Genomic DNA, 19,477 nt, shown 5'->3' with positions numbered 1-19,477 from the left:
GCCCCCTGACGTCAGGCCTGGGCCTCGCTCTCTGATAACTGCGTCCACAATGCCGGCGCACCGGCCGACTTGGCGATCACTGCCAGGCGGGCAGCGTGGTCGGCCAGCTCCGCTTCGCTGGCGACAATCACCCGGCCCGGCGTGCGGTTGGCGATACGGCGCACTTCCGACGGCCGCTCGGCCCCGCCTTCACCGTCGCTGTTACCGGCCAGGGACAGGGTCGTCTGGCCGCCGGTCATCGCCAGGTAGACGTCCGCCAGAATCTCGGAGTCGAGCAAGGCGCCGTGCAGCTCGCGGTTGGAGTTGTCGACGTCGTAGCGTTTGCACAGCGCGTCGAGGCTGTTGCGCTGCCCCGGATGACGCTCGCGGGCCATGGCCAGGGTGTCGAGCACCGTGCAGAAGCTGGCGATGTCCGCGCGGTCGGTCTGGCCGATCAGGGCGAACTCGTTGTTGAGGAAGCCGACGTCGAACGCCGCGTTGTGGATGATGAGCTGGGCGCCCTTGATGAATTCGTAGAACTCATCGGCCACTTCGGCAAAGCGTGGCTTGCCGATCAGGAACTGGTCGGTGATGCCGTGGACGCCAATCGCGCCTTCATCACTGGAACGGTCCGGTTGCAGGTAGACGTGAAAGTGCCGCCCGGTCAACCGGCGCCCGATCACTTCCACACAACCGATCTCGATCACCCGGTGGCCGTCGGTGACGGGCATACCGGTGGTTTCGGTATCGAGTACGATTCTTCGTTCTGTGATGTTGTTTTCTGCAGTCATAACCTACGCCTCAGCTTCAGGCGCGGATATTACCACGGGAGTTTTGGGCGTGCGCCCTTCGCGCTCCCTCGCTTTTTCTATGATCGTTCCCACGCTCTGCGTGGGAATGCACTGTGCGACGCTCCGCGTCTTGGGGTGACGCTGGGATTGGGTGTATATCCGTTTTCGCGGTGGTTGGCGTTTAGGGTTTCGCCCCTTACGGGCGACTGACTTTCCTTACGGGGAAAGTAAGCAAAGCCATTGCGACAGGCTGGGGTCCTTCGGACTTCCCTCGACTCCGGCGCCGTTCCGGGGGCGCGCCATGATGGGCCGTCCCTGGCCCGCACGGCTTTCGCGGCATCCATGCCGCTCATCCCCCTCCACGACACCTGCGCTCGGCCTGGCGCCTTGACGTCGCGCCCTGTGTCGCCTGCACCATCGCGTAAGAAGATCAAAATCAACATCTAAAACACACCACCATCCCGTAGCAGTCCGGCTTGCCGGCGTCGGCGCCCCCAAAATCGCCGACGCCGGCAAGCCGGACTGCTACGGGTCGGTGCTCTCATCTGTAGGAGCGCGCTTGGTCTGGGCCGCATTCGGACGATGGCGTCCTCAAGTTCGCCCCCGCCGGCAAGCCGTGCTGCTACGGGGCGGTGGCGTGCTTTTGATCTTGATCTTGGTGCGCGATGGCACAGGCGCCGCCGAACGCGACGTTAAGGCGCCAGGCCGAACGCAGGCGTTGCATAGTGGGTTGAGCGGCAAGGATGCCGCGAAAGCCGTGCGGGCCAGGGACGGCCCATCACGGCGGACCCACGGAGCGGCGCCGGAGTGAGGGAACCGAGACGAAGTCGAGGCCCAGCCTGTCGCAGGGCTTTTTTGGTTACTTTTTCAGCTCTTGGAAAAAGTGACCCGCCGTAAGGGCGGAACGGTGAATCCGCGTCACCCTCGCCAACGGATATACCCACCGATCTCTCTACCACCGTGCCGCACCACGTGACCGAACCAAGGCATTCAGCCGTGCTTGATCCCGCGCACTTCATCTACGCCGCGGTTGGCGAGTTGGTCCGCCCGTTCGTTGCCCGGATGACCAATGTGGCCGCGTACCCATTTCCAGGTAACGGTGTGGCGGTTGACCTGCTCGTCGAGCTGTTTCCACAGGTCAGCGTTCTTGACCGGCTCCTTGGCCGCCGTCTTCCAGCCGCGCTTCTTCCAGTTGACCATCCACTCGGTGATGCCCTTCATCACATACTGCGAGTCCGTGACCAGAATCACCTCGCACGGGCGCTTCAACTCTTCCAGGCCGCGAATCGCGCCCAGAAGCTCCATGCGGTTGTTGGTGGTGTTGGCTTCACCGCCCCAGAGTTCCTTTTCCACACCCTTGCACACCAACAACGCGCCCCAGCCGCCAGGGCCGGGATTGCCTTTGCAGGCACCATCGGAGAACAGTTCTACGGTATCGCTCATTACGACTCTTTCCAGAATTCAGAAGGCTTGTTTCGGCCATTGCCGATCAAGGCTCGGGGGTACGCCGGTTGACCTTGGCCATCGGCAGGGGCAACAGTTTGCCCATCGGTTCGCGCCGCGGCATGCGCACAGGCCGCAATCCGACCACCAGTTTGCGCGCCACCAATAAATAGAAGCCGCCACCCGGGCTCTGCCAGCCGTCGCCCAGACGCTCAAGGCCCGACAGGCGTTGCTGCCACACAGGTGAGGCAAGGGGCGGACGATAGCACCCGAACCTGCGTTTCTCCAGCGCGAAGCCCAGCAGGTTGAGCCAGTCCCCGACCCGTGAGGGCGAGATGCAGCGGGCCCGGCGCAAGGCGTCGTTGGTGAAGAAATGACGAATGCCCCAGGTGCTCCAGGGATTGATTCCGATAATCAGCAAATGGCCACCAGGCCGCACGCTGCTGGCCGCCTCGCGCAACAGGCCGTGGGGCGAGAGGCAGAAATCCAGGCCGTGCTGCATCACCACCACATCGGCGGCGTGCTCGCTCAAGGGCCAGGCCTGCTCTTCACAGACGATCTCGACGCCGGGCAGCGGCGCGCCGAGGCGTACATTGCGCTGCACCTGCTTGGCCGCCGGCGGGGTTTGCGCGGACGGGCCGTAGTGCACCAGATAGCCACCAAAAAAGCGCTCCAGCTCCTCTTCGAGTACCCGGCGCTCCTCTTCCAACAGTAACTGGCCCAAGGGCCCGGACAACCACTCTCGGGCAGAGCTGATCAACTCAAGCCATTCGGGGTCGGCCTGGGCGAACGCTTCATCGGTCATTTCCGGTCTCCTGGAGGGGTCCCTCATGCGACTGGCTCGCACAGAAACGGTTCAGACTCTAAGATGCTTCTTTGTTTTCACAAAAGCGAATCGCGCCATGATACAGATCGATGCCCTGCCCGCTTTCTCTGACAACTACATCTGGTTGTTACAAGACAATGCCAGCAAACGCTGCGCGGTGGTCGATCCGGGCGATGCCAAGCCTGTGCTGGCCTGGCTGGAGCGTAATCCGGGCTGGCAGTTGAGCGACATTCTGGTCACTCACCATCATGCCGATCATACCGGTGGCGTGGCAGAGCTTAAAAGTATCACGCAGGCCAGGGTCTACGGCCCGGGCAACGAGAATATCCCGGCACGGGACGTCGCCCTGTCCGATGGTGATGAGGTCACCGCCCTGGGCCTGACCTTCACCGTGCATGCGGTCGCCGGCCACACCCTGGGCCACATCGCCTTTTACCATGAGGATGCGCAACGGCCCCTGCTGTTCAGTGGCGACACGCTGTTCGCCGCCGGTTGCGGTCGCCTGTTCGAAGGCACGCCGCAACAGATGCACGCGTCGCTCTCGCGCCTGGCCGCCCTGCCCGGCAACACGCAAGTCTATTGCGCCCACGAATACACCCTGAGCAACCTGCGCTTTGCCGTGGCGGTCGAGCCGGAAAACCAGGATGTGCGGGCACGCTTCGAGGAAGTCACCCGCCTGCGCGAGCAAAACCGCATCAGCCTGCCGTCGAGTATCGAGCTGGAACACCGGACCAATCCGTTTCTGCGAGTTTCGCAACGTTCTGTCAAACAAAAAGCAGACGAACGGACTGGTACAGACAACAGCTCGCCTGCGGCGGTTTTTGCAGCGTTGCGAGCGTGGAAAGACACGTTCTAAAGGTGCATGGCTTTGGTACAAAAATTCTGAAAGGTTGACCGTTCCCAAGACGCTTTCTAGAATCGCCCGACATTTTCGACTGGAACTATCTCCCAGCCAATGTCGTCATCTATACGCAAAACCTTTAATTCCGACGCATTGACTCGGTTGGCACAGGCAATCGCGGTGGTCGCGAGCGCTACGTTGGCAGGCTGCCAGACTACCGGTAGCCTGGAATCCAGCAACGCGACGAGTGCCGCTCATCCCCCCGCTTCCGTCAAGCCAAAGCAGGTTTTCATCGCCCGCAAGCCGGTTCCACTGGCCCCGCCCCATGATGTCTGGGAGCGCATGCGCCAGGGCTTCCAGTTGCAGGATGGCAATGACCTCAACCCGCGTATCGACCAGCAGCGCCTCTGGTTCGCCAACAACCCGTCGTTCCTGGAAACGGCCGGTGAGCGCGGCAGCCTTTATATGCACTACATCGTCGAGCGCCTCGAAGAGCGCAACATGCCGCTGGAGCTGGCGCTGCTGCCAGTGATCGAAAGCGCCTACAACCCGATGGCTCTTTCGCGCAGCGATGCTGCTGGCATCTGGCAGTTCATCCCGTCCACGGGGCGCTACTTCAACCTGCGCCAGACCAGCTTCTATGACGGGCGTCGTGACATCACGGCCTCCACCACCGCGGCACTGGACTACCTGACCAAGCTGCACGACATGTTCAACGGCGACTGGCTGCTGGCGCTTGCCGCCTACAACGCCGGCGAAGGCACGGTCAGCCGCGCCATCGAGCGCAACGAAAAGCTCAACCTGCCGACCGACTACTGGAACCTGCCACTGCCGCAGGAAACCCGCGACTACGTGCCGAAACTGCTGGCCCTGTCGCAGGTGGTCATGTCGCCGCAAGCGTACGGCGTGAACCTGAACCCCATCGACAACAAGCCCTACTTCGAAGTGGTCGAGCTGAACCAGCGCATGGACCTGACCAAGGTCGCGCAGATGGCCAACATCGACGAGGACGAGCTGATCCAGCTCAACCCGGCTTTCAAGAAGCGCCTGACCATCGACGGACCGCAGCACCTGCTGGTGCCGACTTCCAAATCGCAACTGCTGACCACCAGCCTCTCGAACATGAAACCCGAGGAACTGGTGGACTGGCAGCAATACCGCGTGCGTCCGGGTGACAGCCTGGCCAGCATCGCCAGCCGCTACAAGGTGTCGACCAGCACGCTCAAGGATCTGAACAAGCTGTCGGGCAACCACCTCAAGCGCGGCCAGGCGCTGACCATTCCGGTACAGCCCGGCATGAAATACGCGATGCCGGTGTTCGAGGAAGTGGCCGAAGTCGACGAGAAACCGGCCCGCACCCGCACCTACAAGGTCAAGAAAGGCGACAACCTGGGCCAGATCGCCCGCATCAACAAGGTTGAAGTGCACGATCTGCAGCACTGGAACAAGCTGTCCGGCTACAACCTCAAGGTCGGCCAGACCCTGGTGATGCAGGACAACAGCAAGCCGGCCAAGACCAGTTCCCGCGCCGTCGCCAAAAACGACAGCAAAGCGAAGGACGCCGAAGGCAAGGCCACGCAGTACAAGATCCAGAAAGGCGACTCGCTGTACCTGGTGGCCAAACGTTTCAACGTCGAGATGCAGCACCTCAAGCGCTGGAACCCGCGCAGCGGCCAGGCGCTCAAGCCGGGGCAGACGTTGACGGTTTATTTGCCGCATTGATCCAGCCAGCACCTATTCACCTGTAGGAGCGCGCTTGCCCGCGATTGCGTTTTGCCTGTCGCCGTATTATTCGCTGACACACCGCAATCGCGGGCAAGCGCGCTCCTACAGGCCTATGCAACGCTCACGCGCCCTCCACCCCACCCTTTTTCCAGCCCATACAAGCTGTTACTGTGACCGACCGCTGCCTGGATCGAAGCCGACTTGATACGCCTTCTGCTGCTGTTTTCCAGCCTGGTCTTGAGCACGACAGCCACCGCGACCATCAGCGAAAGCCATGGTTACGCCCAGTTCGGTGTCCTCAAGTATCCGGCCAGTTTCACCCATTTCGACTGGGTCAACCCCGAGGCGCCGAAGGCTGGCACCTTGAGGATCATGGCATTCGGCACCTTTGACACCCTCAACCCCTACACCTTCAAGGGCAGCAGCCCGATTTCCACGCCCAATTTCGGCCAGTACGGCGTCAGCGAGCTGAACGAGCCGTTGATGGTCGGCACCGGGCAATACGACCCGTCCGGTGACGAACCAACCTCAAGCTATGGCCTGATTGCCAAGTCGGTGGAGTACAGCGAGGACCGCAGCTGGGTGGTGTTCAACCTGCGCCCGGAAGCGCGCTTTCACGACGGCAAGCCGATTACTGCCTACGATGTGGCGTTTTCCTACAGGACGCTGCTGCGTGACGGCCACCCGCAGTACCGTACCGCATTGCAGGAAGTGCAGCGGGTGGACATCCTCAACCGTCACCGCATCCGCTTCGTGCTCAAGCGGTCCGGCAACCCATTACTGATTCTGCGTCTCGGCGAATTGCCCGTGCTGCCGCAGCACTACTGGAAGAACCGCGACTTCAAGGCCACGACCTTCGAACCGCCGCTGGGCAGCGGCCCGTATCGCATCACCCAGGTGCGCCCGGGGCGCAGCCTGGTGTTCGAGCGGGTCAAGGATTACTGGGGCAAGGATTTGCCGGTCAATCGCGGCAAGTACAACTTCAACCGCGTGCAGGTGGAGTTCTACCGTGATGCCGATGTGGCCTTCGAAGCCTTCAAGGCCGGCGAGTTCGACATCTACATCGAGCATCAGGCCAAGAACTGGTTCACCGGCTACGACTTCCCTGCCGTGGCCAACGGCAGCGTGATCAAGGCGCAGATCCCGCACCAGATCCCCACGCAGACCCAGGGCCTGTTCATGAACACCCGCCGCAGCACCTTCGCCGACATCAAGGTGCGCGAGGCGCTGGGGTTGATGTTCAATTTCGAGTGGACCAACCGCACGCTGTTCAACAACGCGTACAGCCGTTCGGTCAGCTACTACCCCAACAGCGAGTTCTCGGCGACGGACCTGCCGGCCGGACGTGAATTTCTGGCATTGTCGCCGTACCGCGATCAACTGCCGGCAAAACTCTTCACCCAGCCCTTCACCGTGTCGAAAACCGACGGTGGCGGCGTGCCTCGCGACACGATTCGTAAAGCTCTGGGGCTGCTCGCCGAGGCCGGCTGGAAATACACTGACCGCGGCCTTGCCAACAGTGCCGGGCAGCCGTTGCGATTCGAGATACTGCTGGTCAACCCGAACCTCGAACGCATTCTGCAACCGTACATCGAAGACCTCACGCGGATCGGCATCGACGCGCGCCTGCGCACGGTGGATCGCGCCCAATACAAACAGCGTCTGGACCAGTTCGATTTCGACATGATTCTGATGACCCTGAACCAGACGCTCAGCCCCGGCCTCGAACAGTGGCAGTATTTCCACTCAAGCCAGGCCGGTATCCGGGGCAGCAAGAACTATGCAGGTGTCGCAAGCCCGGTGGTGGACAACCTCCTGAACCAGCTGCTGGCCGCGAAAACCCGTGACGACCAGGTCGCGGCCACCAAGGCCCTGGACCGCGTCCTGCTCTGGCAGCACTACATGATTCCCAACTGGTACCTCAGCAATCATCGTCTGGCGTACCGCAGTCGTTTCGCCATGGTCACCACCCCGCCCTACACCCTGGGCCTGCGTGCGTGGTGGCTCAAGCCTTCGGAGAAAACCCAATGACCGCACTGCGCTCACTGACGCGGGCTGGCGGCCTGTTCCTGTTCGGGCTGGCCTGCTCCGTGCACGCCGCCCCGCAGCATGCCATTACCCTGTACGGCGAAGCCCCCAAGTACCCTGCCGACTACAAGCACTTTGACTACGTGAACCCGGACGCGCCCAAGGGCGGGATCCTGCGCAGCGCCAGTTTCGGCGGCTTCGACAGCCTCAACCCGTTCATCAGCAAGGGCGTGCCCGCCGATGACATCGGCCTGATCTACGACACCCTGATGCGCCAGGGCCTGGATGAGCCGTTCACCGAATACGGCCTGATCGCCGGCAAGATCGAAAAGGCCCCGGACAATAGCTGGGTGCGCTTCTACCTGCGCCCCGAGGCGAAATTCAACGACGGCCACCCGGTGCGCGCCGAAGACGTGGTGTTCAGCTTCGACACCCTGATCAAGGACGGCTCGCCGCTGTATCGCAGCTACTACGCCGACGTCGATCAGGTCGTGGCCGAAGACCCGCTCACCGTGCTGTTCAAGTTCAAGCACACCAATAATCGTGAATTGCCGTTGATCATCGGGCAACTGCCGGTGCTGCCCAAGCATTGGTGGGCCACCCGGGACTTCAACAAGGGCAACCTGGAAATCCCGCTGGGCAGCGGGCCGTACAAGGTGTCGGAGGTCAAGGCCGGCCGCTCGATCCGCTACGAGCGGGTCAAGGATTACTGGGGCAAGGATCTGCCGGTGAACAAGGGCTTCTACAACTTCGACCGCCTCTCCACCGACTATTACCGCGACAACACGGTTGCGCTGGAAGGCCTCAAGGCCGGTGCGTTCGACTACTGGCAGGAAATGACCGCCAAGAACTGGGCCACCGCCTATGACGTCCCGGCTGTCAGGCAGGGCCGGCTGGTCAAGGAAGAAATCGCCAACGGCAACCCGCAAGGCATGCAGGGTTTCATCTTCAACCTGCGCAAGCCTATGTTCCAGGACGCCCGCGTGCGCCAGGCGATCAGCCTGCTGCTGGACTTCGAATGGACCAACAAGCAGCTGTTCTTCAGCAGCTACACGCGCACCAAGAGCTACTTCGACAACTCGGACATGGGCTCGCGCGGCCTGCCGTCTGAAGCCGAGCTGAAAATCCTCGAACCGCTGCGCGCACAACTGCCGCCGCAGGTATTCACCGAGGAGTTCAAGCTGCCGATCACCGATGGCAGCGGCATCATCCGCGAACAGCAGCGCAAGGCCTTTGCCCTGCTCAAGGAAGCCGGCTGGAAGATCGTCGGCGACAAGATGGTCGATACCCAGGGCAAGCCTGTGAGCATCGAATTCCTGCTGGCCCAGACCGAGTTCGAACGGGTATTGCTGCCGTTCAAGCGCAATCTGGCCGACATCGGTATCAACCTGGAGATTCGCCGGGTCGATGTCTCGCAGTACGTCACCCGGCGCCGCTCGCGGGACTACGACATGATCGTCGGCAGCTTCCCGCAGTCCAGCTCGCCAGGTAACGAACAGCGCGAATACTGGGACTCGTCGGCCGCCGACAAGCCGGGCAGCTACAACCTCATCGGCCTCAAGGACCCGGCGGTGGATGCACTGGTCAGCGGCCTGATCAACGCCGACTCGCGCCAGAGCCTGATCGACCATACTCGTGCGCTGGACCGTGCGCTGCTGTGGGGCTACTACGTGATTCCCAACTGGCACATCAAGACCTGGCGCCTGGCGTACTGGGACCATCTGGGCCATCCGAAGAAATCGCCGCTGTACGACATCGGCACCATGACCTGGTGGGTCAAGCCCGACACCACGCCAGCCATTTCGGTGCAACCGGCGCAAGACGGCGCCGAGCCTGAAGCGGCCCCATCCAAGGACGAGCAATAACATGCTGGCGTACATTCTGCGGCGCTTGCTGCTGATCGTGCCGACCCTGTTCGGCATCCTGCTGATCAACTTCGTGATTATCCAGGCCGCACCAGGCGGCCCGGTGGAACAGATGATCGCCAAGCTCGAAGGCTTCGAAGGCGCCACCAGCCGCATCGCCGGTGGCGGCGCCGAGGTCTCGGTGGCCGGCTCGAACTACCGTGGTGCCCAGGGCCTGGACCCGGCCCTGATCAAGGAAATCGAGCACATGTACGGGTTCGACAAGTCGGCCCCGGAACGCCTGTGGATCATGGTCAAGAACTACTCGAAGCTGGATTTCGGCGACAGCTTCTTTCGCGACGCCAAGGTCATCGACCTGATCGCCGAGAAGATGCCGGTGTCGATCTCGCTGGGGCTGTGGAGCACGCTCATCATGTACCTGGTATCGATCCCGCTGGGGATCGCCAAGGCCACGCGCCACGGCAGCCAGTTCGACGTCTGGACCAGTTCGGCGATCATCGTCGGCTATGCCATCCCGGCGTTCCTGTTCGCCATCCTGCTGATCGTGGTGTTCGCCGGCGGCAGCTATTTCGATTGGTTCCCGCTTCGCGGCCTGACCTCCAGCAACTTCGACGAATTGAGCTGGCTGGGCAAGGTCGGTGATTACTTCTGGCACCTGATGTTGCCGATCACCGCGCTGGTCATCGGCAACTTTGCCACCATGACCCTGCTGACCAAGAACAGCTTTCTGGACGAAATCGGCAAGCAGTACGTCATTACCGCCAAGGCCAAGGGTCTGACCCAGCGCCGGGTGCTCTACGGTCACGTGTTCCGCAACGCCATGCTGCTGGTGATCGCGGGCTTCCCGTCGGCATTCATTGGCATTTTCTTCACAGGTTCCCTGCTGGTCGAAGTGATCTTCTCCCTCGACGGCCTGGGCCTGATGAGTTTCGAGGCGGCGATCAACCGCGACTACCCCGTGGTGTTCGGCACCCTGTTCATCTTCACCCTGCTGGGGCTGGTGGTGAAACTGATCGGCGACCTGACCTACACGCTGGTTGACCCACGTATCGACTTCGACCGCAGGGATCATTGACATGACGTTGTCCCCTCTCAATCGACGCCGTTTCGAACGCTTCAAGGCCAACAAGCGTGGCTGGTGGTCGTTGTGGCTGTTCCTGATCCTGTTCGTTGCAAGCCTTGGCGCCGAACTGATCGCCAATGACAAGCCGCTGATCGTCAAATACGACGGCCAGTGGTATTTCCCGGTGTTCGAGCGCTACCCGGAGACCACCTTCGGCGGCGAATTCCCGCTGGAAGCCAACTACAAGAGCCCCTACATCAAGGAGCTGATCGCCAGCAAGGATGGCTGGACGCTTTGGGCGCCGATCCCCTTCAGCTACCAGAGCATCAACTACGACCTGAAGGTCCCCGCCCCTGCCCCGCCCTCGCGGGACAACCTGCTGGGCACCGATGACCAGGGCCGCGATGTGCTGGCCCGGGTGATCTACGGCTTCCGGGTGTCGGTACTGTTCGCCCTGACCCTGACCGTGCTCAGCTCGATCATCGGCGTCATCGCCGGCGCCCTGCAGGGCTTCTATGGCGGGTGGGTCGATCTGGTCGGCCAGCGCTTTCTGGAAATCTGGTCGGGGCTGCCGGTGCTGTACCTGCTGATCATCCTCGCCAGCTTCGTGCAGCCCAACTTCTGGTGGCTGCTGGGCATCATGCTGCTGTTCTCGTGGATGAGCCTGGTGGACGTGGTGCGGGCCGAATTCCTGCGCGGCCGCAACCTGGAATACGTGCGCGCCGCCCGGGCGCTGGGCATGCAGAACGGCGGGATCATGTTCCGTCACATCCTGCCCAACGCCATGGTCTCGACCATGACCTTCATGCCGTTCATCCTCACCGGCGCCATCGGCACCCTGACCGCGCTGGACTTCCTGGGCTTCGGCCTGCCCGCAGGCTCGCCGTCGCTGGGCGAACTGGTCGCGCAGGGCAAATCCAACCTGCAGGCGCCATGGCTGGGCATCAGTGCCTTTGCCGTGCTGGCACTGATGTTGAGTTTGCTGGTGTTCATCGGCGAATCCGCCCGTGACGCATTCGACCCGAGGAAATGAGATGAATCAGGACAATCTGATCGAAATCCGCAACCTGTCGGTCGAGTTCGTCACCGGCCAGAAAACACAGCGCGTGGTCGAGGGCATCAGCTTCGACATCCGCAAGGGCGAGACCTTGGCGCTGGTCGGGGAAAGCGGCTCGGGCAAGTCGGTCACTGCGCATTCGATCCTGCGCCTTCTGCCCTACCCGCTGGCGCGCCACCCGACGGGTACCATCCAGTACGCCGGGAACGAGCTGCTGACGGTCAGCGAAAAACGCATGCGCGCCATCCGTGGCAACCGCATCGCCATGATCTTCCAGGAGCCGATGACCTCGCTCAATCCGCTGCAATCGGTGGAAAAGCAGATCAACGAGGTGCTCGGCCTGCACAAGGGTCTGACCGGCAAGGCGGCCACACGCCGCACCCTGGAGTTGCTGGAGCTGGTCGGCATCCCCGAACCGCTCAAGCGCCTCAAGGCCCTGCCCCACGAGCTCTCGGGCGGGCAGCGTCAGCGGGTGATGATCGCCATGGCCCTGGCGAACGAGCCGGAACTGCTGATTGCTGACGAGCCGACCACCGCGCTGGACGTCACAGTGCAGTTGAAAATCCTCGAACTGCTCAAGGAATTGCAGGCCCGGCTGGGCATGGCGCTGCTGCTGATCAGCCATGATTTGAACGTGGTTCGACAAATAGCCAACCGAGTATGTGTCATGCAGCGCGGTTGCATCGTCGAACAGGCATCGTGCGAAGAACTGTTCCGTGCACCGCAGCATCCGTACACCAAAGAATTGCTCAGTGCCGAGCCCAAAGGGGGGCCGGCAGACAATGCGCCGGGCGCGCCGATGCTGGAAGTCGAAGACCTCAAAGTCTGGTTTCCGATCAAGAAAGGCGTGTTCAAGCGTACCGTCGATCACATCAAGGCCGTGGACGGCATCCACTTCAGTCTGCCCAAGGGTCAGACGCTGGGGATCGTCGGTGAAAGCGGCTCGGGCAAATCGACGTTGGGCCTGGCGATTCTCAGGTTGATTCGCAGCGAAGGCGAGATACGCTTTCAGGGCCAGTCGCTGGCCTGCCTCAAGCAGGATCAGGTCAGGCCCCTGCGCCGGCAGATGCAGGTGGTGTTTCAGGACCCGTTCGGCAGCCTCAGCCCGCGCATGTCGGTGTGCGACATCGTTGGCGAGGGCCTGCGGATTCACAAGATAGGAACCCCCGCCGAGCAGGAAACGGCGGTGATCGAAGCGCTCAAGGAGGTAGGCCTGGACCCGGCAACCCGGCACCGCTACCCCCATGAGTTTTCCGGCGGACAGCGGCAAAGGATCGCCATCGCACGGGCATTAGTGTTAAAACCTGCGCTGATTTTACTGGACGAGCCCACTTCGGCCCTCGACCGGACCGTTCAGCGCCAGGTGGTGGAGCTTTTGCGCTCCCTGCAAGCGAAGTACAACCTGACGTATTTGTTTATCAGCCATGACCTGGCGGTAGTCAAAGCGCTGAGCCACCAGTTGATGGTGGTCAAGCAAGGCCAAGTGGTCGAACAGGGTGTGGCAGAAGATATCTTCGCCGCACCGCAACATCCTTATACACAGCAGTTGCTGGAAGCCGCTTTTCTGGCACCAGCAACTGTCGATTAACCTGAAGAGGAAAAAACCATGGGTTTTCTCGCCGGTAAGCGCGTCCTGATCGTCGGTGTCGCCAGCAAACTGTCCATCGCATCCGGTATCGCTGCCGCCATGCATCGCGAGGGTGCTGAGCTTGCCTTCACCTACCAGAACGAAAAACTCAAAGGCCGCGTCGAAGAATTCGCCGCTGGCTGGGGTTCGAGCGCCGACCTGTGCTTCCCTTGCGACGTGGCCAGCGATGAAGAAATCGCCAAGGTCTTCGAAGCACTGAGCAAGAAGTGGGACGGCCTGGACTGCATCGTTCACTCCGTAGGTTTCGCCCCGGGCGACCAATTGGACGGCGACTTCACCCAAGCCACCACCCGTGACGGTTTCCGCATCGCCCACGACATCAGCGCCTACAGCTTCGTGGCACTGGCCAAGGCTGGCCGTGAAATGATGCAAGGCCGCAACGGCAGCCTGCTGACCCTGTCGTACCTGGGCGCCGAGCGCACCATGCCCAACTACAACGTGATGGGCATGGCCAAGGCCAGCCTTGAAGCCGGCGTACGTTACCTGGCCCGCAGCCTGGGCCCGGACGGCACCCGCGTGAACGCGGTATCGGCAGGTCCGATCCGTACCCTGGCAGCTTCGGGTATCAAGAACTTCCGCAAGATGCTGGACGCCAACGAGGCTCAGACTCCGCTCCGTCGCAACGTGACCATCGACGAAGTCGGCAACGCCGGCGCATTCCTGTGCTCGGACCTGGCGTCGGGTGTGAGCGGTGAGATCATGTACGTTGACGGTGGTTTCAACACCACTGCGATGGGTGATCTGCAGGACTGATTCACAAGGGCTTGACGCGCTTTTTGTAGGAGCGCGCTTGCCCGCGACAGCCATCGGCCAGTGACCTTGGTGGTGCCTGACACGACGTCATCGCGGGCAAGCGCGCTCCTACAGCGATAGCGTGCTGCCAAAAGAAGCCCCGACTCTCACGAGCCGGGGCTTTTTGTTTGGGAGCGGGCTCGCCCGCGAAAGCGTCGGGGCAAACGACACTGCGTTACCCGACCGAGTGCCTTCGCCGGCAGGCCGGACGGCTACGGGCTGTTACCTGTAGGAGCGCGCTTGCCCGCGACGGCGTCCTCATGATCGCCCCCGCCAGCAAGCCGTGCTGCTACGTAATAAACGCCACACAACAAAAAAGCCCCGACTCTTTCGAGCCGGGGCTTTTTGTTTCAGCGTGTTGCGAGGATCAGTATTTCTCGATCTTCGCTGCCGATTGCAGCTGCGCCTGGAACGATTCGAAGTCCTGACGGCCCTCGCGGGAGGCGAGGAAGCGACGGTACTGCGTCTTCTCGGCGTCGGTCGCCGGAGCTGCCTGATTCACGCCGTTGAGGCGCACGATCACGAAGCTGCCGTCGGCGGCGGTGAGGCTGCCGTAGACCGGTTTGTCCTTGCCTTGCGGCTTGGTCATGCGGAACAGCGCCTGCAGCACCTGAGGGTCGACACCCTCCTGGCCGCGCGATGCCGCTTCCACGACTTTCCAGTTCTGACCTTCCTGCTGGGTGGCGGTGTACGGCACCTTGCCATCGCGCAGACCAGCCAGCAGCGTGTCGCCCTTGGCCTTGATGGCCTCGCTTGCATGGTCCTTGGTCAGTTGCGCACGAATCGCATCAGAGACCGCTTCCAGAGGCAATTGCTCAGGCTGGCGATGCTCTTTGACGCGCACCACGATGGTGGTTTCAGGATCCAGCTCGATGGCCGAGCTGTTGGAGCCCTCTTCCATCACTTCCGGGCTGAACGCCGCCTGGATCACGGCACGGTTGGCCGCGATGCCTTCGCCGCCTTCACGACCGAACGCCGGGGTGGTCTGCACCTTCAGGCCCAGGTCCTGGGCAGGCTGAGCCAGGTCGGAGGCTTCATATGCGGCGTCCTGCAGTTTCTTGCTTGCGTCCACGTAGCTCTGCTCGACCTGCTGCGACTTGAGGTCGTGGGTCAGCTTGTCTTTCAGACTGGCGAAGGTCGGAACCACCGGTGCCTCGACGCCCAGCAGCTTGATCAGGTGCCAGCCGAACTGGCTCTTGACCGGGGTCGATACCTGGTCCTTGTTCAACGCATACAGCGCGTCTTCGAAGGCCGGGTCGTAAACGCCCTTGCCTGCGTAGCCCAGGTCACCGCCCTTGGCGGACGAACCCGGATCCTGGGAGAACTCCTTGGCCAGCGCCGCGAAGTCTTCGCCCTTGGCCAGGCGCTGCTGGATCTCTTCGATCTTCGCCTTGGCCTGGGCATCGGTGGTCTTGTCGTTGACTTCGATCAGGATGTGCGCAGCGCGACGCTGCTCGGCCAGGTTGGCGATTTCCTTCTGGTAAGCGGCTTGCAGGTCTGCATCCTTCACCGAAACCTTGTCGAAGAACGAGGATTTCTTCAGTTCGATGTAGTCCAGCACCACTTGCTCAGGGCTCAGGAATTCCTTGGCGTGCTGATCGTAGTGGGCCTTGATTTCGTCGTCGGTGACTTTCACGTTGGACGGATCGGCAGGCAGCGTCAGGGTGGCGAAGTCGCGGGTCTGTTTTTCCAGACGGGCGAACGCATCAACCTGGGCATCGGTAATGAAGGCACTGCCGGCAATGCCCGCACGGATCTGGCCGATCAGCATTTCCTGACCGAGGATCTGGCGAAATTGCATCCGGCTGTAACCGAGCTGACGAACCACCTGGTCGAAACGGTCGGCGTTGAACTTGCCGTCGACCTGGAATTCAGGCGTGAGCAGGATCTGCTGGTCCAGCGCGGCTTCCGAGAAGCTGAACTTGGCGTCGGCTGCGCCTTGCAGCAGCAGCTTGCGATCGATCAGGCCCTTGAGGGCCGAGTCGCGCAGCATCTTCTCGTTGAGCATGGCAGGATCGAAATCCTTGCCCAGCTGTTGCATGAGCTGGCGGCGTTGCATCTCTACGGCCTGGCCCAGTTCGGTCTGGGTGATTTCATCACCATTGACCTTGGCGGCATCCTGGCTGTGGCTGGTGGCCCTGAAAATGGCATCGAAGCCGGTCAGTGCCATCAGCGCCATGACAACGCCGATGATGGTCTTGGCAATCCAGCCTTGTGAATTGTCCCTGATATTCTGCAGCATGCGTCCCCCAGAGGGTTGTACTCAACTCACCAAGCTGCGACACACGGAGCGGAGCGTGGGTGTATTCCGGATAGAAGAAAGGCGCATCCGAGGATGCGCCTTCCCGTAACGTGCTAAGCGGACAGGGTTCGAATGTGCGTCCCCTGGGGTGACAGGCCAGCGCTTGACCAACCGCACTTGCCGCTTCGCGACCAGGACAGAGGTAACGCTGTCCTGGCTGGGCAAAGGTAAAAAAGAAACTTAGTTGACCGCTTCTTTCAGAGCTTTACCGGCTTTGAAGCCTGGCTTCTTGGCCGCTGGGATTTCCAGAGTCTTGCCGGTCTGCGGGTTGCGGCCAGTACGGGCAGGACGATCAGTTACGGAGAAAGTGCCGAAACCAACCAGTACAACAGAGTCGCCAGCCTTAAGAGCGCCAGTGACGGATTCGATTACTGCGTCCAGCGCACGGCCAGCAGCAGCTTTCGGGATGTCAGCGGATGCGGCGATAGCATCAATCAGTTCCGACTTGTTCACTCTAAGTCCCCTTATATCTATATTGAGTATATTTTCTAAGTTTTTTGATGTCACTAAACGAACGCTGTGTGGCCCCGCTGCATTGACTGCATGGGCTTCAAAGAGCCGCTTTATAACAAGGGCTCTAAAAAGCTGTCAAGGAAGCCCCCCAGACTAATGCGTGCTAATTCTTTCCTTAGAGTCAGACTCGCGTTTTTCATCCTTTGCAACCATCTCCGGAGCCACATCCGGCAAGGGCTCCGGCGCGTATTGCAGCGCAATTTGCAGGACTTCGTCAATCCATTTAACAGGTTTGATTTGCAGGTCGGCCTTGATATTGTCGGGGATTTCCTTCAGATCACGTACGTTTTCTTCCGGAATGATCACCGTTTTAATTCCGCCGCGGTGAGCCGCCAGCAGTTTTTCCTTCAAACCGCCGATCGCCAGAACTTGCCCGCGCAGGGTAATTTCGCCGGTCATTGCCACATCGGCGCGTACCGGGATCTGTGTCAGCGCCGATACCAGCGCCGTGCACATGCCTACGCCCGCGCTGGGGCCGTCTTTGGGCGTTGCCCCTTCCGGCATATGGATGTGGGTGTCGCGCTTCTCGTGGAAGTCCAGGGGAATGCCCAGGCTCTTGGCGCGGCTGCGCACCACGGTCAACGCGGCGGTGATGGATTCGACCATCACGTCACCCAGGGAACCGGTCTTGATCAACTGGCCCTTGCCCGGTACCACGGCGGCTTCGATGGTCAGCAATTCGCCACCCACCTGAGTCCACGCAAGGCCCGTCACCTGACCGATCTGGTCCTGCTGTTCGGCCAGGCCGTAGCGGAATTTGCGCACGCCCAGGAAATTTTCCAGCATCGCGGCCGTGACCACGACGGTGAAACGCTTCTCGCCGGCGTGCTCCTTGACCGCCTTGCGGCAGACCTTGGCAATCTGACGCTCCAGGCTACGCACACCCGCTTCACGCGTGTAGTACCGGATAATGTCGCGTATGGCCTCTTCTTCGAACTCGATTTCACCTTTCTTCAGGCCGTTGGCAGCGATCTGCTTGGGCGAGAGGTACTTGGTGGCGATGTTGATCTTCTCGTCTTCGGTGTAGCCCGGCAGACGGATCACTTCCATACGGTCCAGGAGGGCCGCCGGAATGTTCATCGAGTTGGCGGTGCAGAGGAACATCACATCGGACAGGTCGTAGTCGACTTCCAGATAGTGATCATTGAAGTTGTGGTTCTGCTCGGGGTCGAGCACCTCAAGGAGTGCCGAGGCCGGATCGCCGCGCATGTCGCTGCCCATCTTGTCGATTTCATCGAGCAGGAACAGCGGGTTGCGTACGCCCACCTTGGTCATTTTCTGGATCAGGCGACCTGGCATCGAACCGATGTAGGTACGACGGTGACCACGGATTTCAGCCTCGTCACGCACGCCGCCCAGGGCCATGCGTACGAATTTGCGGTTGGTGGCGTGGGCAATCGACTCGGCCAGCGAGGTTTTACCCACACCAGGAGGACCGACCAGGCACAGCACAGGGCCACGAATCTTCTTCACGCGCTTCTGCACGGCAAGGTATTCGAGGATCCGCTCTTTGACTTCTTCCAGACCGTAGTGGTCGGCATCGAGGATGTCTTCGGCGCGCGCCAGGTCCAGACGTACCTTGCTCTGGGCCTTCCACGGCACCTGGACCAGCCAGTCGATGTACGAGCGCACCACGGTCGCCTCGGCAGACATTGGCGACATCTGCTTGAGCTTGTTCAGCTCGGCAGTGGCCTTGGTCATGGCGTCCTTAGGCAGGCCAGCGGCATCGATGCGCTTTTTCAGCTCTTCGATTTCGTTATGGCCTTCGTCGCTGTCGCCGAGTTCTTTCTGAATGGCCTTCATCTGCTCATTCAGGTAGTACTCGCGCTGGCTGCGCTCCATTTGTTTCTTCACGCGACCACGGATGCGCTTCTCCACCTGCAGCAGGTCGATTTCGGCATCCAGCAGCGCCAGTACGTGCTCGACACGGGCTGGCAGATCGATGATCTCGAGGATTTCCTGCTTCTGCTCGATCTTCAGCGCCATGTGCGCGGCCATGGTGTCGACCAGACGCCCAGGCTCATCGATGCTGTTCAGCGAGGACAGGACTTCAGCCGGGACCTTCTTGCCCAGCTGTACATATTGTTCGAACTGCGCCAGCAGGCTGCGCACGAACACTTCGGATTCGCGGTCAGGGGCATCGGCTTCGTCGATCAGCGCTACTTCGGCACGGCAGTGGCCGTCCACTTCCATGAAGCGCTCGACGGAACCACGCTGCTCGCCTTCGACCAGCACCTTGACGGTGCCATCCGGCAGTTTCAGCAGCTGCAATACGGTTGCAACGGTACCCACGCTATAAAGAGCGTCCTCACCGGGATCATCGTCTGCGGGGTTTCTTTGCGCCAGAAGCAGGATCTGCTTGTCGCCGGTCATCGCGGCCTCAAGGGCCTCGATGGACTTCTCGCGCCCCACGAACAGTGGGATAACCATATGCGGATACACCACGACATCACGCAATGGCAAAAGAGGCAATTCAATGGTCGTCTTCATGATTTCGCCTCTACGGCGGCCATAAGGCCATGGACAGATAGAAATAAGCTGAAAACCAAGATGGGGGCACTGCCCCAAAAAAACAAGCTTCGCTTTTAGTTAATGAGAAAGAGA

The 19,477-nt window shown here is 61.1% G+C and carries 14 protein-coding genes and 1 pseudogene; 9 read left to right on the top strand and 6 right to left on the bottom strand.

All coding sequences use genetic code 11. The features are described 5' to 3' along the window. Positions 1-11: 11 nt before the first annotated feature. From dnaQ to ACIPO9_RS23850, 3 genes are all read right to left on the bottom strand, one after another. Positions 12-770: a DNA polymerase III subunit epsilon gene (gene dnaQ, locus ACIPO9_RS23860; RefSeq protein WP_400609503.1), complete on the bottom strand. Its 759-nt coding sequence runs from the start codon at positions 768-770 to the stop codon at positions 12-14. Between the two features lie 990 nt (positions 771-1,760). Then, on the bottom strand, positions 1,761-2,213 hold the full coding sequence (gene rnhA / locus ACIPO9_RS23855; RefSeq protein ID WP_274136705.1) for a ribonuclease HI: 453 nt from the start codon (positions 2,211-2,213) through the stop codon (positions 1,761-1,763). Positions 2,214-2,259: 46 nt separating this feature from the next. Continuing rightward, positions 2,260-3,018, bottom strand: a complete 759-nt coding sequence (locus ACIPO9_RS23850; RefSeq protein WP_274136704.1) for a class I SAM-dependent methyltransferase — start codon at positions 3,016-3,018, stop codon at positions 2,260-2,262. 97 nt (positions 3,019-3,115) lie between these two features. Between ACIPO9_RS23850 and gloB the strand changes: the two genes are divergently transcribed. From gloB to fabI, 9 genes and pseudogenes are all read left to right on the top strand, one after another. After that, a complete protein-coding gene (gene gloB, locus ACIPO9_RS23845; RefSeq protein WP_400783894.1) occupies positions 3,116-3,895 on the top strand; it encodes a hydroxyacylglutathione hydrolase in 780 nt (259 codons plus the stop codon). 99 nt (positions 3,896-3,994) lie between these two features. Continuing rightward, positions 3,995-4,106 (top strand): annotated as a pseudogene (locus tag ACIPO9_RS23840) (lytic transglycosylase domain-containing protein); the annotation flags it as partial. A 65-nt stretch (positions 4,107-4,171) separates the two neighbouring features. Further along, a complete protein-coding gene (locus ACIPO9_RS23835; RefSeq protein ID WP_400609633.1) occupies positions 4,172-5,602 on the top strand; it encodes a LysM peptidoglycan-binding domain-containing protein in 1,431 nt (476 codons plus the stop codon). A gap of 204 nt (positions 5,603-5,806) precedes the next feature. Then, positions 5,807-7,636: an extracellular solute-binding protein gene (locus tag ACIPO9_RS23830; protein WP_400783892.1), complete on the top strand. Its 1,830-nt coding sequence runs from the start codon at positions 5,807-5,809 to the stop codon at positions 7,634-7,636. Then, positions 7,633-9,498: an extracellular solute-binding protein gene (locus ACIPO9_RS23825; protein WP_400609496.1), complete on the top strand. Its 1,866-nt coding sequence runs from the start codon at positions 7,633-7,635 to the stop codon at positions 9,496-9,498. Before ACIPO9_RS23830 ends, ACIPO9_RS23825 begins: the two co-directional genes overlap by 4 nt. A 1-nt stretch (position 9,499) precedes the next feature. Continuing rightward, positions 9,500-10,573: a microcin C ABC transporter permease YejB gene (locus ACIPO9_RS23820; protein WP_400783890.1), complete on the top strand. Its 1,074-nt coding sequence runs from the start codon at positions 9,500-9,502 to the stop codon at positions 10,571-10,573. A gap of 1 nt (position 10,574) precedes the next feature. Then, positions 10,575-11,594: an ABC transporter permease gene (locus tag ACIPO9_RS23815; RefSeq protein ID WP_400609494.1), complete on the top strand. Its 1,020-nt coding sequence runs from the start codon at positions 10,575-10,577 to the stop codon at positions 11,592-11,594. 1 nt (position 11,595) lies between these two features. Further along, positions 11,596-13,206 carry an ABC transporter ATP-binding protein gene (locus tag ACIPO9_RS23810; protein ID WP_400783888.1) on the top strand — a complete coding sequence of 537 codons (1,611 nt, stop codon included), beginning with the start codon at positions 11,596-11,598 and terminating at the stop codon, positions 13,204-13,206. Between the two features lie 18 nt (positions 13,207-13,224). After that, positions 13,225-14,019, top strand: a complete 795-nt coding sequence (fabI, locus tag ACIPO9_RS23805; RefSeq protein WP_274136695.1) for an enoyl-ACP reductase FabI — start codon at positions 13,225-13,227, stop codon at positions 14,017-14,019. A gap of 406 nt (positions 14,020-14,425) precedes the next feature. Here fabI and ACIPO9_RS23800 read toward each other — a convergent pair whose 3' ends face one another. The 3 genes from ACIPO9_RS23800 to lon all read right to left on the bottom strand — a co-directional run bounded on the left by ACIPO9_RS23800 (position 14,426) and on the right by lon (position 19,363). Beyond that, positions 14,426-16,300, bottom strand: a complete 1,875-nt coding sequence (locus tag ACIPO9_RS23800; RefSeq protein ID WP_274135003.1) for a SurA N-terminal domain-containing protein — start codon at positions 16,298-16,300, stop codon at positions 14,426-14,428. Between the two features lie 240 nt (positions 16,301-16,540). Next, positions 16,541-16,813, bottom strand: a complete 273-nt coding sequence (locus tag ACIPO9_RS23795; RefSeq protein WP_003183171.1) for an HU family DNA-binding protein — start codon at positions 16,811-16,813, stop codon at positions 16,541-16,543. Positions 16,814-16,966: 153 nt separating this feature from the next. Beyond that, entirely contained in the window at positions 16,967-19,363 is a 2,397-nt protein-coding gene (gene lon / locus ACIPO9_RS23790; protein WP_274135004.1) for an endopeptidase La, read from the bottom strand. Positions 19,364-19,477 lie beyond the last annotated feature (114 nt).

The organism is Pseudomonas sp. NPDC090203, assembly GCF_044746765.1.
GTDB lineage: Bacteria > Pseudomonadota > Gammaproteobacteria > Pseudomonadales > Pseudomonadaceae > Aquipseudomonas > Aquipseudomonas putida_AD.
Note: the sequence above shows the minus strand (reverse complement) of the source record. Positions and strands in the feature narration are given on the sequence as shown.